Below are 14,226 nucleotides of genomic sequence, written 5' to 3'. Positions count from 1 at the left end.
TGCCCGGTTCCTACCAGATGCTGACGCGTTCCCCGGGCGGCATCCACATGCCGTCCTGTTCGGTGACGTCGAAAGCCTCGTGGAAGGCGTCCAGGTTTTTTGCGATGGCATTCGTGCGGAACTCGTTCGGGGAGTGGGGGTCCGTTGCCAGCCTGCGGACGGCCTCTTCCTGCCGGATCACCTGGCGCCAGCCCGCCGCCCATGAAGCAAAGAAGCGCTGTGGCCCGGTGAGCCCGTCCAGGACCTCCGGCTCCTTGCCGTCCAAACTGATCAGGTACGCCTTGTAGGCGATGGCCAGGCCCGCCAGGTCTCCGATGTTTTCACCCAGCGTGAGCCGTCCGTTAACGTGGTGCCCGGGAGCGGCCGACGGGGACAGCGCGTCGTACTGGGCCACGAGCTTGGCCGTGAGCTGTTCAAAGGCCTGCCGGTCTTCTTCCGTCCACCAGTTCCGCAGCGCGCCGCCGCCGTCGAACTGCGAACCCTGGTCGTCAAAGCCATGGCCGATCTCGTGGCCGATGACCGCACCGATGCCGCCGTAGTTCACGGCATCGTCGGCGTCGGCGGTGAAGAACGGGGGCTGCAGGATTGCCGCCGGGAAGACGATCTCGTTCATCATCGGGTGGTAGTAGGCGTTGACAGTTTGCGGGGTCATCAGCCACTTGTTCCGGTCCACCGGCTTGCCAACCTCATCGAGGTGGCGGTCGACGTCGGCGTTGTGCGCCCGTTCCACGTTGCCGAGCAGGTCCGACGGATCAATCTCCACGGCTGAGTAGTCAATCCATTCCTCGGGGAAGCCGATCTTGGCCCGGAAGCCTTCGAGCTTCCGGAGGGCTTCGGCCTTGGTGGCCTCACCCATCCAGCCCACTTCCGTGATGCTGCGGCGGTAGGCCTCGATAAGGTTGGACACCAGCGTCTGCATCCGTGCCTTGTGCGTTTGCGGGAAGTGCCGGGCGACGTAGATCTGGCCGACTGCTTCGCCCAGGGCGGCCTCTACCACACCCACCCCGCGCTTCCAGCGGTCCTTGTTCCGGGGCGTGCCGCTGATGGTCGTCCCGTAGAACGCGAAATTGGCATCCACGAAAGACGACGCCAGGTAGGGCGCGGCTGCACTGATCACCCGCATGGCCAGCCATTCCTGCCAGGCATTCAACGGCTCGGAATCGAGCAGGCCGGCCGCACCTTCGAAGAAGGGCGGGGTGCTCACTACGATTTCCTGCCGCTTGTCCCCGTCAACTCCGGCCGCTTCAAACCAGGTGGACAGGTGCGGGAACAGGGCAGACGCTTCCTCGGCGCTCTTCAGGTTGTAGGTCTTTTGCGGATCGCGCAGCGTGACGTTGTCCCAGTGGTGGGAGGCCAGCTTCCTCTCCAGCTCCACCACGCGTCCCGCGGCGGCTTCCGCGTCCGCCACGTCCGCCAGTTCGAACATGGTGCGCACATGCGCCGTGTACGCGGAAACGATCGGCGCGAACTTCTCTTCCCGGTAGTATGACTCGTCGGGAAGCCCCAGGCCCCCCTGGCCCGTATACAGCAGGACCCGGTCCGGATTTCCGGCATCGGGAGCCGGGTAGATGTAGAAGAGGCCGCCCACGTCGGCTCGGAACAGCCGGCCTGCCAGCGCAACGAGGTCCGTGGCCGAGGTGGTGGAGAAGACGTCCGCGAGGCGTTGGCGGATGGGCTCCATGCCCTTGCCTTCCACGGCTGCCTCATCCATGAAGCTGTTGTAGAGGCCGCCGATTTTCCGCTCGATCCCGCTGGCTGAATCAGCCTTGGCCGCTGCCTCTTCGATGATGTCGCGGACGGCGATCTCGGAACCGTCCCGCAAGGCGGTGAATGTGCCCTCGAGCGGGCGGTCATCGGGAATTTCCGTAGCCTTCAGCCATGCGCCGTTTACGTGCTGGTACAAGTCATCCTGTGGCCGGACCGTGTGATCAATGGTGGACAGGTCGATCCCCGAAATGGGCACTGAAACTCCTTTGCTGCAGGGCCCTGACCGGGGGTTCAGCGCCGGAGAGGTCTGCATGGTGGACTTTACGGACGGTAGTGCCCTTTCATCTTACGCACGCGTGCTACGCTCAGAATGTGCGTGCAGAGCTCCTTCTCCTTAGCTGCCGCGGTGAGGCCCCAGACGCGATCTAGCGCAAGGCCATCCCTCGCTGCGGAGTTTGTGTTGCCCGGCCACCCTTTCAATGAAGATCTCCAGAAAAGGCCCCACGTAATGCGAAACGCACAAAAGCCCTCCGGAATGCCTGCCCACCGGTACACGCCGTTCCAGGACCAGATCAAAGTCGAGCTGCCGGACCGCACCTGGCCGGACAAGGTCATCACCAAGGCGCCCCGCTGGTGCGCAGTGGACCTGCGGGACGGCAACCAGGCCCTGATCGACCCCATGAGCCCCGCCCGCAAGATGAAAATGTTCGACCTGCTGGTCCGCATGGGCTACAAGGAGATCGAGGTCGGTTTCCCGTCCGCGTCCCAGACCGACTTCGACTTCGTCCGCCAGTTGATCGAAGGCAACCACATCCCGGATGACGTCACCATCCAGGTACTGACGCAGGCCCGCGAACACCTGATCGAGCGGACGTACGAGTCCCTGGTCGGCGCCAAGCAGGCCATCGTCCACCTCTACAACTCCACCTCGGTCCTGCAGCGCCGCGTGGTCTTCAACCAGGACGAGGACGGGATCCTGGACATCGCGCTGCAGGGCGCGCGGCTGTGCAAAAAGTACGAGGAAACCCTCGTTGACACCCACGTCACCTACGAATACTCCCCGGAATCCTTCACCGGAACGGAACTGGAGTACGCCGTCCGGGTGTGCAACGCCGTGGCCAACGTCTTCGAGGCGTCAGCGGACCGGCAGGTCATCATCAACCTGCCCGCCACCGTGGAAATGGCCACCCCCAACGTTTACGCCGATTCCATCGAGTGGATGAGCCGGCACCTCCACCCCCGCGAAGGCATCATCCTGTCACTGCACCCGCACAATGACCGCGGCACGGGCGTGGCCGCCGCGGAGCTGGGCTATATGGCAGGCGCTGACCGGATCGAGGGCTGCCTCTTCGGCAACGGCGAGCGGACCGGCAACGTCGACCTGGTCACCCTGGGCCTGAACCTCTTCGTGCAGGGCATCGACCCCATGATTAACTTCTCCAACATCGATGACATCCGTCGCACCGTTGAGTACTGCAACCAGCTGCCGGTCCCCGAGCGTTCGCCGTACGGCGGCGACCTCGTGTTCACCGCATTCTCCGGGTCGCACCAGGACGCCATCAAAAAGGGCTTCGAGGCCCTGGAACGCGACGCCGCCGCCGCAGGCAAGGACGTTGCCGACTTCACCTGGCAGGTCCCGTACCTGCCCGTGGACCCGAAGGACCTCGGCCGCAGCTACGAGGCCGTGATCCGGGTGAACTCGCAGTCCGGCAAGGGCGGCGTGGCCTACCTGCTCAAGAACGAACACAGCCTGGACCTGCCGCGCCGTGCCCAGATCGAATTTTCCGGCGTTATCCAGCGGCGCACGGACACCGTGGGCGGCGAGGTCAGCGGCGCACAGCTGTGGCAGGCCTTCCAGGATGAGTACCTGCCCTCGGGCAGTAGTGACGGGCAGTGGGGCCGCTATTCCCTGGGCGCCGTCAAGACCGAAACGGATGACGACGGCGGCATGACGCTTCACGCCTCACTCACGGTTGACGGTGTGCAGCTAGACCGGACGGGGACCGGCAACGGCCCCATCGCCGCGCTGCTCAGCATCCTGCGTGAGGACGGCGTGGACGTCCGGGTACTCGACTACAGCGAGCATGCACTCTCTGAAGGCGGCAACGCGATGGCCGCCGCCTACGTCGAATGCGCTGTGGGGGAGCGGGTCCTGTGGGGCGTTGGCATCGATGCCAACACCAGCATGTCCGCCCTGAAGGCTGTCATCTCCGCCGTGAACCGGGCAATCCGGGACGCGCAGGCCTGACGCCCGCCAGCTGTGCCGCCGGGTCTTCCGGCGGCACAGCTGCGTCCGGCAAGGCAGCGCCCGGAGATGGTGGGAAGATAAAGCGTGGCCCAACACTCTTTCGCCTCCCGCGCGTACCGGGATGATGCCGTGGTGCTCCGCACGCATAAGCTGGGCGAGGCCGACCGCATCATCACGCTCCTGACCAAGCACCATGGGCAGGTCCGTGCCGTCGCCAAGGGCGTGCGGCGCACCAGCAGCCGCTTCGGGGCGAGGCTTGAACCCTTCATGGTGGCGGATCTCCAGCTGATCTCCGGACGGAGCCTGGACATCGTCACCCAGGCTGTGGCCAAGGGAGCGTACGGCGGGAGCATCGCGGCCGATTATGGCCGGTACACGGTTGCCGCAGCCATGACGGAGACCGCCGAGAAGCTGACAGACGTGGACGGGGAGTCCGGCACTGCGCAGTACAACCTGCTGGTGGGAGCCTTAGCCGCCCTGAGCCGGGATGAGCACGCCGCCGGCCTCATCCTGGATTCCTACCTGTTGCGGGCCCTTGCCACCGGCGGCTGGGCACCCAGTTTCACCGACTGCGCCCGCTGCGGACTGCCCGGTCCCCATACCGCTTTCGCGGCTCCGCTCGGCGGGATGGTCTGCACCAGTTGCCGGCCTCCCGGCTCGCCGGCGCCGGCACCGGAGACCGTCGTCCTGTTGGCAGCCCTGCTGACCGGTGACTGGGCCACGGCGGACGCATCCTTGCCGGTGCACCGGAAAGAGGCGGCCGGCCTGGTGGCCGCCTACCTGCAATGGCACCTCGAACGAGTCCTCAAATCCCTCAAGCATGTGGAGCGTAGCTGATAGTGGCCCTGGGCAAGAAGAACAACGCATCCCGAAAGCGCACCCGCCCTGTGGTTGCCCCGTACCCGCATCCCTCCGGTGCTGTTGCGCCCTCCATTCCCAAGGAGTTCATACCCCGCCACGTAGCCATCGTCATGGACGGCAACGGCCGCTGGGCGAACCAGCGCGGGCTGCCACGGATCGAAGGGCACAAGGCCGGCGAACCGGCGCTGCTGGATGTCATGGCGGGCGCCATCGAACTGGGCATCGAATACGTCAGCGTCTACGCTTTTTCCACTGAGAACTGGCGGCGGTCGCCCGAGGAAGTCCGGTTCCTCATGGGATTTAACAAAGATGTGCTGCGCCGGCAGCGGAACCAGCTGGACGAGTGGGGGGTGCGGGTCCGCTGGTCCGGCCGGCGGCCGAAACTATGGGGTTCCGTCATCAGGGAACTTGAGGATGCCGAGGAATTCACCGCAGCCAACAGCACGTGCACTTTGACCATGTGTGTTAATTACGGTGGCCGGGCTGAGATCACCGATGCCGTCTCCGCCATAGCAGCCGACGTCGCTGCGGGGAGGCTCAGGCCGGGCGCGATCACGGAGCGGACCATCCAGAAGTACCTGGACGAGCCGGACCTTCCCGACGTGGACCTCTTCCTTCGCAGCTCGGGGGAACAGCGGCTGTCCAACTTCCTGCTTTGGCAGTCCGCCTACGCAGAGTTCGTGTTCATGGACACACTGTGGCCCGACGTCGACCGGCGCACCCTGTGGACCGCCGTCGAAGAGTACGCGCGGCGGGACCGCCGCTACGGTGGTGCGGTTGACGCCGCAAGACCGGGTGCTGCGGCAAGCGGGGAACCTGGAACGTCCTAGCAGGCGCCGGCAGGCAGCGAATGCCTCACGTGGGCCCCGGGTCCCAGTCGCCACCGTAAGCCTTTAGCCAGCGGGCCAGCCTGGCGTATGCGTCGCTGCGCACCGCGGCGGGCGAAAGGAACACGTCATGCAGGGCGCCCTCGATGCGTTCCACTGTCACGGTGCGGCCCAGGGTAAGGGCGCGGGCCGCGATGACGTTGACATCAAGAACGGCATCCGTCCGGCGCATTTCCTCAGACCAGAACAGTCCGTTCGCGCTTCCGCGGGACAGCAGGACCAGGACGGGGGCCTCTATGTTCAGTCCGCGGGCCACCCGGGCGTGGCCTGCCAGCACGGCGCTGAGCCACCCTGCCCTCACCGGAAACGCCATCGGCGGGCGGTACTTTTCATCCACAGGCCATTCCCCGTCAGCAGCGCTGCTGATGGTGCGCCAGTAAAAGCCGCGCTCCGGCAACCGCAGTACAGCCTCGGGGCGGAACCGGGCCACCGGTCCCACCATTCCGGAGGCAGCACGGCGCACCAGGCTGCTGCCATGCATTTCCAGCCAAGGGCTGTTCAGGACCAGCTGTGACACGGCCCCCGGGTGCCGGCTTGCCCAAAGCACGGCCACCAGCCCGCCCGTGGAATGGCCCATCAGGGTCAAGGGGCCAGGGCCGCTTTCCAAACCGATAAGCCGGCAGGCCTCTTGTATTTCGGCGTCATAGTCGGCCAGGTCTGAAACGTACCCGCCGGGAAATTCAGGTCGCAGGCTCCGGCCATGGTTATGCATGTCCAGCGCGTAGAAGTCATAACCCGCCGATGACCAGAAGCCCGCCAGGTCGACATTGAAGAAGTAATCGCTCCAGCCATGCAGGAATAGGATGGCGCGGCCTGGTTTACCGGGACTCCTCCTGCCCTTGCCCGGACGGAACCGGACCAGCGTCGCAGTCCGCTCCACGCCGTCGTCACCGGCAGCGCTGAAGGCAAGCGATTCGAACTCCTCACCCAGGATGTCCTGCTGCCAGCCCATGGCTTCATGCTAATCCGCTGATGATTCTGCCGGCGCCATTTTTGGTCCTGGCCGCACGAGGCGGAAGACTGGGACCATGCGCGTTTACCCCACTTTCTTCAGGCTGGCCTTTTCATGGATGGACGCCGAGCGCGCCCACAAGATCGGATTCAAGGGCATCCGGCTCGCGCATGCTTCCGGCGCCGGCAAAATCCTGCAGAAGCTGACCGCACCTGCGCCGTCCCTGCAGACCGCCGCCTTCGGTATAACGTTCCCCTCACCCTTCGGCCTGGCCGCGGGCTTCGACAAGGAAGGGCACGGCATTGAGGCCCTCTCCGAACTGGGCTTCGGCCACGTGGAAGTGGGGACCATTACCGGCCAGGCCCAGCCGGGCAACGAAAAGCCGCGGCTCTTCCGCCTCGTGCAGGACCGTGCCGTCATCAACCGGATGGGATTCAACAACGACGGCGCCTCCGCCGTCGCCCCCCGGCTTAAGGCCGCCCGCGCTGCCCTGCAGCGCAGGCACTCAGCCGTGCGTCCCGTCATCGGCGTCAACATCGGCAAGACCAAAGTGGTGGAGCTCGAAGACGCCGTGGACGACTACCTGGTCGGCGCCCGCAGTCTGGCCCCCGCTGCCGATTACCTGGTGGTGAACGTCAGCTCCCCAAATACTCCCGGGCTGCGCCTGCTCCAGGATGTGGAAACCCTTCGGCCGCTGCTTACCGCGGTAGGGGAGGAGGCGGACCGTGCCGCGGGGCGCCATGTGCCCCTGCTGGTCAAGATCGCGCCGGACCTCAGTGACGAGGATATCGACGACGTCGCCCGCCTTGCGCTGGACCTCAAACTCGACGGCATCATCGCCACCAACACCACCATTGCGCGGACCGGGCTGTCATCCCCCGCGGACCAGGTGGAAAAGTGCGGTCCCGGCGGGCTCTCCGGCGCACCGCTCAAGCAGCGGTCCCTGGAAGTGCTGCGGCGCCTCAAGGACGCAACGGGAGACTCCCTGACCCTGGTGGCTGTCGGCGGCGTGGAAACGGCACGGGATGTCCAGGACAGGCTCGATGCCGGGGCAACCCTGGTCCAGGGCTACACAGCTTTCCTCTATGAAGGACCTTTCTGGGCTGCCCGGATCAACCGTGAACTGGCGAAAAGCCGCCGGTAAGGCACGCTGTTAACAGCAAACCCCGGCGGGTGGTCCCGCCGGGGTTTGCTGTTGGCCGTCGCAGCAGAGTGCGCCGGTCCGGATCAGGCCGGGTACTGGCCGCGCTTGACCTGCGGCTTGGGCAGCCGCAGCTTGCGGAACTGCAGGGAGCGCATGGAGCCGTACCAGACGGTGCCGCGCTCCACCTCGCCGAACTTTTCGGTGAGCCGCTTCCGGAGCTTACGGGACAGGATGAAAACGTCGACGAAGACCGCCAGGAACATGACCCAGAATCCACCCAAGACGTAGATCATCAGGTCGCTGGACGCCGGTACCATCAGCGACACCAGGACAAAAACCAGTGCGCCGAACATCAGGTACTCGCCCAGGCTGAACCGTGCGTCCACGTAATCCCGTGCAAAGCGTTTCTGGGGACCCTTGTCCCGCAGGGGCAGGAACTTCTCGTCGCCGGTGTCCAGCGCCTGGCGCATCTTCTGTCGCTGGTCCTGGATTGCCTGGCGCTCGGCAGCCTTGGACGCCTTACGGTCCTCGGGTACCAGCGGCCGCTTGCGCGCCGCCTCCTGGGCCTTGCGGCTAGGCGTGGGTGCACCCTTCCCAACAACCCCGTTTGCCCGTGCCGCCGCGTCTGCCGCCTGCTGGTCTACTGTTTCCTGCGCCGAAGGCGCTTCCTTTTTACGTCCGAACACCAAAACAGAATACCCTTGCCGGCCGGTGCGGACTGTCCGTTTCCGATACGGCCAGCCGGGCGGGTGGATGTGACGGCGGTAATGTGTGGGCCATGACTTCATCACCTTCGGCCGCCCCCTACGACTCCGGCGGTCCCGTAACCCCGGACCCTGCCGGACGCGAGTGGACGGAGGATCTCCGCGCCTCCGTTGACCGCACCTTCGACCACACCCTGGCCAGGCTCAAGGAACTCGTTGCCATTCCGGGCATTGCCTGGCCCAGCTTCGAGCGGGCGCCGCTGCAGCAGAGCGCGGAAGCAGTTGCAGACCTGCTCCGCGGCGCCGGCCTGGACGGGGTGCAGGTGCTGGCATGTCACAAGCCGGACGGCACTCCGGGGGGACCCGCCGTCGTCGCCCGCCGTCCTGCAGCAGAAGGCAAGCCGACCATCCTGCTCTACGCGCACCACGACGTCCAGCCGGCCGGAGACATAGCGCTCTGGAACACAAAACCCTTCATCGCAGTGGAGAAGGACGGGCGTTTGTACGGCCGGGGCGCAGCGGATGACAAAGCAGGCATCATGGCGCACGTGGCAGCCTACGCTGCGGTGTCCGAGGTCCTCGGTGATGCGCTGGGACTCGGAGTGACGTTTTTCTTCGAGGGGGAGGAGGAAGCCGGCTCGCCTACATTCCGGCCGTTCCTCGAAGCCAACCGGGAGTTACTCCGTGCCGACGTCATCGTGGTCGCGGATTCCAGCAACTGGAAGGTCGGCGTTCCCGCCCTCACCACAAGCCTGCGCGGACTCGTGGACGGCACCATCGAGGTCCAGGTGCTCGAGCATGCGGTCCACTCGGGCATGTATGGCGGTCCTGTGCTGGATGCGCCGACCCTGCTTTCCCGCCTGATTGCGACGCTCCACGATGCCGAAGGCAATGTGGCCATCGAAGGCCTCGTGTCGACGGACCAGACCACCGTGGACCTGCCCGAAGCCGACTACCGCGCCGATGCGTCCGTGCTCGACGGCGTCCGGCTCGCCGGGTCCGGCAGCATCGCTTCCCGCCTCTGGACGAAGCCGGCGTTGTCGATCATCGGATTCGACGCCCCGGCCGTCGACGTCGCCTCGAACACTCTGCTGCCCCGGGCGCGGGCCAAGTTCAGCCTGCGGCTGGCCCCCGGGCAGGTGCCCGCGGACGCCATGGAGGCCGTGCGCCGGCATGTACAGGCCAACGCACCGTTCGGCGCAAGGGTTATCTTCACGCCGGGGGAAAGCGGCAACCCGTTCCAGACCGATACCTCGACCGCGGCCGCGAAGGTGGCCATGTGGGCGCTTGGGGAAGCCTGGGGCGTTCCCGCCGTCGAAACCGGCATCGGCGGCTCCATTCCCTTCATCGCGGATCTGATGGAGCTTTATCCGGATGTGCAGATCCTTGTCACCGGGGTGGAGGATCCCGACTCACGCGCCCACAGTGCCAACGAGTCCCTGCACCTTGGTGACTTCCGGAAGGCCATCCTGGCCGAAGCCCTGATGCTGGCCCGGCTGAACAGCGGATGGAGCGGTCCGCGCGCCTGAACCAGGCACGCGGGGAACAACGGGAGGCCCTGCGTGGTTACGTCAGAAGTTAGAGCTACACGGCTGTCCCGCGTAGCATGTAGCTATAGCCCATACCCCAATCCGTAGGGGCTGGCACCGCCAAGGCGGAGCCGCCAGGACCCGTCCTAAGAAGGTAGGCCAATGAGCACCGCAACCAATGAGAACAGCACCGAAACCACCAGCGCTGCCGGCGAGCTGCCGGTGCACGAGGTCAACCTGACAGACGTCGCCGCCGGCAAGGTGCGCAGTCTTCTCGAGCAGGAGGGCCGCACGGATCTGCGCCTTCGGGTTGCTGTGCAGCCCGGCGGCTGCTCCGGACTGATCTACCAGCTCTACTTTGACGAGCGCCTCCTTGACGGTGACGCCGTCCGCGACTTCGACGGCGTCGAGGTTGTTGTGGACAAGATGAGCGTCCCGTACCTCAGCGGTGCCAGCATCGACTTCGAGGACACCATATCCAAGCAGGGCTTCACCATCGACAACCCCAATGCGGGCGGCTCCTGCGCCTGTGGAGATTCCTTCCACTAAGCCGGTTCTTTCGCCCGGTGCCGGCGCCGTGCCCCCATGCCACGAACATTGGCCTGGGGGCACGGCGCCGACATGTGGGCGAAACGCCCGGCGGAGCGGTAAGCTCTACACCGAGTAGTAAAACTTTTAGTGTGCCCGGGGCACCGATGGGTGCCCGGACAACAGCAACAAGTAGGAAGGGCCGTCTGTGAGTTCGCAGAACCGAACCGGCAGCCGACGCAAAACGATCACAACGATCACTGGCTTGGCTATTGCCGGCGCGTTGGTTTTGACCGGATGTTCGCCAGAGGTAGAGAAGGGGTGGCTGCCCACTGAACGTGGCACCACCAGCAACACCGACCGCATCATGGACCTCTGGGTCAACTCATGGATTGCCGCCCTGGTCGTGGGCATCATTACCTGGGGCCTGATCGTCTGGTGCATCGTGGCATACCGCCGCCGCAAGGGCACCGTCGGGTTCCCGCGGCAGACCAGCTTCAACCTTCCCCTGGAAGTCTTTTACCTCACCATTCCGCTGTTCATGGTCCTGGTGTTCTTCTACTTCACCGACCGCGACCAGCAGGCCATCGATGACCGCTCCCAGCCGGCCGACGTCGTTGTTGACGTCCGTGGCAAGCAGTGGGCATGGGACTTCAACTACAAGGCCGGTGACGTCATCGAAGAGGACGTTCACGAGGCCGGCGTCCAGGCGCACCTGACTGGAAACACCATCGACAAGGAACAGCTTCCCACCCTGTACCTGCCGGTCAACAAGTCCGTCGACCTGGAGCTCAACGCACGCGACGTCATCCACTCATTCTGGGTTCCCGCCTTCCTGCAGAAGCGGGACATGATCCCGGGCAAGACCAACTACATCCGGTTTACCCCCACTAAAGAGGGCACCTACGACGGCAAGTGCGCCGAACTTTGCGGCGAGTACCACTCCGAAATGCTGTTCCGCGTAAAGGTGGTGTCCGAGGCCGAATTCCAGTCCCACATGGACGACCTGAAGGCAGCGGGCAACACAGGCCTCCTCGGTGTGGAGTACGACCGCAACCCGAACCTGAACGAAATTAAGTAAGGGGAGCGACGTGGCTACGTACACTCAATCCGCACCCACCGGAGTCCTGCCGGCTCCCGTGGTTCCAAAGTCCAAGGGGCGCATCGTCGTCAACTGGATCACCTCCACCGACCACAAGACCATCGGGTACATGTACCTGATCGCGTCCTTCGTTTTCTTCTGCCTTGGTGGCGTGATGGCGCTGCTGATCCGTGCCGAGCTCTTCGAGCCGGGCATGCAGATCCTGCAGACCAAGGAGCAGTACAACCAGCTGTTCACCATGCACGGCACCGTGATGCTGCTGATGTTCGCAACCCCGCTGTTTGCCGGGTTCGCGAACGTGATCATGCCGCTGCAGATCGGCGCCCCGGACGTGGCGTTCCCCCGCCTGAACGCGCTGGCTTTCTGGTTCTTCCTGTTCGGCTCTACCATCGCTGTTTCGGGTTTCATCACCCCGCAGGGTGCTGCCTCCTTCGGCTGGTTCGCTTACGCGCCGCTGTCCAACACCACCTTCAGCCCCGGCATCGGTGGTGACCTCTGGGTCTTCGGCCTGGCGCTCTCCGGCTTCGGCACCATCCTGGGTGCGGTCAACTTCATCACCACCATCATCTGCATGCGCGCTCCGGGCATGACCATGTGGCGGATGCCGATCTTCACCTGGAACACCCTGGTGACGGCCATCCTGGTCCTTATGGCCTTCCCGCCGCTGGCAGCAGCCCTGTTCGCCCTGGGCGCTGACCGCCGTTTCGGGGCGCACATCTTCGACCCGGAAAACGGCGGCGCCGTCCTGTGGCAGCACCTGTTCTGGTTCTTCGGCCACCCCGAGGTGTACATCATCGCCCTGCCGTTCTTCGGCATCGTGTCCGAAATCTTCCCGGTCTTCAGCCGGAAGCCGATCTTCGGTTACAAGGGCCTTGTCTACGCAACCATCGCCATCGCGGCGCTGTCCGTTACCGTGTGGGCACACCACATGTACGTCACCGGTTCGGTCCTGCTTCCGTTCTTCGCCTTCATGACCATGCTCATCGCAGTGCCTACCGGGGTGAAGTTCTTCAACTGGATCGGCACCATGTGGCGCGGCTCGCTGACGTTCGAAACGCCCATGCTGTGGAGCGTCGGCTTCCTTGTCACGTTCCTTTTCGGCGGCCTGACCGGAATCATCCTGGCCTCCCCGCCGCTGGACTTCCATGTCTCGGACTCCTACTTCGTGGTGGCGCACTTCCACTACGTTGTGTTCGGCACCGTGGTGTTCGCGATGTTCGCCGGGTTCTACTTCTGGTGGCCCAAGTGGACAGGCAAGATGCTGAACGAGCGTCTGGGCAAGATCCACTTCTGGCTCCTCTTCCTCGGCTTCCACGGCACCTTCCTCATCCAGCACTGGCTAGGTGTTGAAGGCATGCCCCGCCGCTACGCCGATTACCTGGTGGAGGACAACTTCACCTGGATGAACCAGTTCTCCACCGTGGCATCCTTCGTCCTTGGTGCTTCGCTCATCCCGTTCTTCTGGAACGTGTACATCACGTGGCGGAACGCGGAGAAGGTTCAGGTTGACGATCCGTGGGGCTTCGGCGCCTCGCTCGAGTGGGCTACTTCCTGCCCGCCGCCGCGCCACAACTTCACGTCGCTGCCCCGGATCCGCTCCGAGCGTCCCGCCCTGGACCTGCACCACCCGGAACTCCGCCAGGTCCACACCGTAGAGTCCCCCGCTCCTGCAGCCCATGCGCTGGGTAACGCCGACCAGAAGGACACCGCACAGTGAAAATCGAATCCTGGATTTTTGGCGCCGGAGTTTTCTTCTTCGTCCCGGTAGCCCTGGTGTACGGCTTCCTGACCAACTGGGGTGAATGGGTCGGCATCCTGGGCATCCTCCTGGTTGGCGGGCTCGCCGGCATGATCGGCGGGTACCTTGGGTTCACAGGCAAGCGCGTGGGCCTGCGCCCGGAGGACCGCAGCGATGCTGAAATCCACGAAGGAGCCGGCGAGCAGGGGCACTTTAGCCCTTGGAGCTGGTGGCCGCTGGTTCTCGGCCTTGCCTGCGCGGGCGGCTTCCTCGGCCTCGCCGTCGGCTGGTGGATCGTGTACATCGCAGCCGGCCTCGCCGTCGTAGCCCTCATCGGCTGGGTCTACGAGTACAGCCGCGGCGACCACGCCCACTAGGCGCAAAGCTTATATAACGACGTCGGGCCCCACCTAAGGTGGGGCCCGACGTCGTTTTTCGTGTTCACTGCCGGGACGGCCCGGAAACGGAGCCGATACGGTTCCGTCAGGCGGCGCCCTGGGACTCCAGAAGTTCAGCGAGACCCTGGAGGATATCCCTGGCCTTCTCGTGGCTCTCAGGTCCATTCAAGGCGCTCTCGGTGATGCCCAGTTCCACCTCGCAGCCGTGGTGGAAGTCTGCCGCCATCACCTGAAGCAGTGAGCGGGCGTCCACGCTGCTGATACCGGCTTTTGCGATAGTCACGGGAAAACCTGTATCGGTGACAGCCCGGACAAAGACCGCAGCGGGACGCGCATGCAGTCCGACAGAGGCCGTGACCACGGCCTTGTGTGTTGGCAAGGGGGACTCCTTCGTCGTGACGGCCCCATCCGTCGGGTAAGAAATTTTC

General features: G+C 64.8%; 13 protein-coding genes. 9 read left to right on the top strand and 4 right to left on the bottom strand.

All coding sequences use genetic code 11. From position 1 onward, the window contains the following. Positions 1 to 10: 10 nt before the first annotated feature. Positions 11 to 1,963 carry a M13 family metallopeptidase gene (locus tag AC5RUU_RS08635; RefSeq protein ID WP_493974788.1) on the bottom strand — a complete coding sequence of 651 codons (1,953 nt, stop codon included), beginning with the start codon at positions 1,961 to 1,963 and terminating at the stop codon, positions 11 to 13. A 252-nt stretch (positions 1,964 to 2,215) separates the two neighbouring features. Here AC5RUU_RS08635 and leuA point away from each other — a divergent pair, with 252 nt between their 5' ends. The 3 genes from leuA (at position 2,216) to AC5RUU_RS08620 (ending at position 5,646) form a co-directional block, all read left to right on the top strand. Beyond that, positions 2,216 to 3,955 carry a 2-isopropylmalate synthase gene (gene leuA / locus AC5RUU_RS08630; RefSeq protein ID WP_493974787.1) on the top strand — a complete coding sequence of 580 codons (1,740 nt, stop codon included), beginning with the start codon at positions 2,216 to 2,218 and terminating at the stop codon, positions 3,953 to 3,955. 84 nt (positions 3,956 to 4,039) lie between these two features. After that, entirely contained in the window at positions 4,040 to 4,792 is a 753-nt protein-coding gene (gene recO, locus AC5RUU_RS08625; RefSeq protein WP_493974786.1) for a DNA repair protein RecO, read from the top strand. Positions 4,793 to 4,794: 2 nt separating this feature from the next. Continuing rightward, entirely contained in the window at positions 4,795 to 5,646 is an 852-nt protein-coding gene (locus tag AC5RUU_RS08620; protein ID WP_493974785.1) for an isoprenyl transferase, read from the top strand. Positions 5,647 to 5,671: 25 nt separating this feature from the next. Here AC5RUU_RS08620 and AC5RUU_RS08615 read toward each other — a convergent pair whose 3' ends face one another. Continuing rightward, positions 5,672 to 6,655: an alpha/beta hydrolase gene (locus AC5RUU_RS08615; protein WP_493974784.1), complete on the bottom strand. Its 984-nt coding sequence runs from the start codon at positions 6,653 to 6,655 to the stop codon at positions 5,672 to 5,674. 76 nt (positions 6,656 to 6,731) lie between these two features. Here AC5RUU_RS08615 and AC5RUU_RS08610 point away from each other — a divergent pair, with 76 nt between their 5' ends. Then, the gene (locus AC5RUU_RS08610; RefSeq protein WP_493974783.1) at positions 6,732 to 7,799 is read left to right on the top strand and encodes a quinone-dependent dihydroorotate dehydrogenase; all 1,068 of its coding nucleotides are present in this window, start codon (positions 6,732 to 6,734) and stop codon (positions 7,797 to 7,799) included. An 83-nt stretch (positions 7,800 to 7,882) separates the two neighbouring features. Here the strand turns inward: AC5RUU_RS08610 and AC5RUU_RS08605 are convergent, their stop codons facing one another. After that, the gene (locus AC5RUU_RS08605; protein WP_493974782.1) at positions 7,883 to 8,485 is read right to left on the bottom strand and encodes a DUF3043 domain-containing protein; all 603 of its coding nucleotides are present in this window, start codon (positions 8,483 to 8,485) and stop codon (positions 7,883 to 7,885) included. A 92-nt stretch (positions 8,486 to 8,577) separates the two neighbouring features. Here AC5RUU_RS08605 and AC5RUU_RS08600 point away from each other — a divergent pair, with 92 nt between their 5' ends. From AC5RUU_RS08600 to AC5RUU_RS08580, 5 genes are all read left to right on the top strand, one after another. Next, positions 8,578 to 10,032 (top strand): dipeptidase, encoded by a 1,455-nt coding sequence (locus tag AC5RUU_RS08600; RefSeq protein ID WP_493974781.1) that lies wholly within the window; start codon positions 8,578 to 8,580, stop codon positions 10,030 to 10,032. A gap of 162 nt (positions 10,033 to 10,194) precedes the next feature. Beyond that, positions 10,195 to 10,581, top strand: a complete 387-nt coding sequence (locus AC5RUU_RS08595) for a HesB/IscA family protein (protein ID WP_009359026.1) — start codon at positions 10,195 to 10,197, stop codon at positions 10,579 to 10,581. 187 nt (positions 10,582 to 10,768) lie between these two features. Further along, complete coding sequence (gene ctaC / locus AC5RUU_RS08590; RefSeq protein WP_493974780.1) at positions 10,769 to 11,641, top strand: aa3-type cytochrome oxidase subunit II; 873 nt, start codon at positions 10,769 to 10,771, stop codon at positions 11,639 to 11,641. A gap of 10 nt (positions 11,642 to 11,651) precedes the next feature. Next, complete coding sequence (ctaD, locus tag AC5RUU_RS08585; protein ID WP_493974779.1) at positions 11,652 to 13,379, top strand: aa3-type cytochrome oxidase subunit I; 1,728 nt, start codon at positions 11,652 to 11,654, stop codon at positions 13,377 to 13,379. Next, complete coding sequence (locus tag AC5RUU_RS08580; protein ID WP_493974778.1) at positions 13,376 to 13,777, top strand: cytochrome c oxidase subunit 4; 402 nt, start codon at positions 13,376 to 13,378, stop codon at positions 13,775 to 13,777. The genes ctaD and AC5RUU_RS08580 overlap by 4 nt, the downstream gene beginning before the upstream one ends. A 106-nt stretch (positions 13,778 to 13,883) precedes the next feature. Here AC5RUU_RS08580 and AC5RUU_RS08575 read toward each other — a convergent pair whose 3' ends face one another. Then, a complete protein-coding gene (locus AC5RUU_RS08575) occupies positions 13,884 to 14,177 on the bottom strand; it encodes an HPr family phosphocarrier protein (RefSeq protein WP_493974777.1) in 294 nt (97 codons plus the stop codon). Positions 14,178 to 14,226 lie beyond the last annotated feature (49 nt).

This window comes from Arthrobacter sp. K4-10C, from assembly GCF_059090085.1.
The sequence above is the reverse complement of the archived record's forward strand: the minus strand, read 5'-3'. Positions and strand labels throughout refer to the sequence as shown.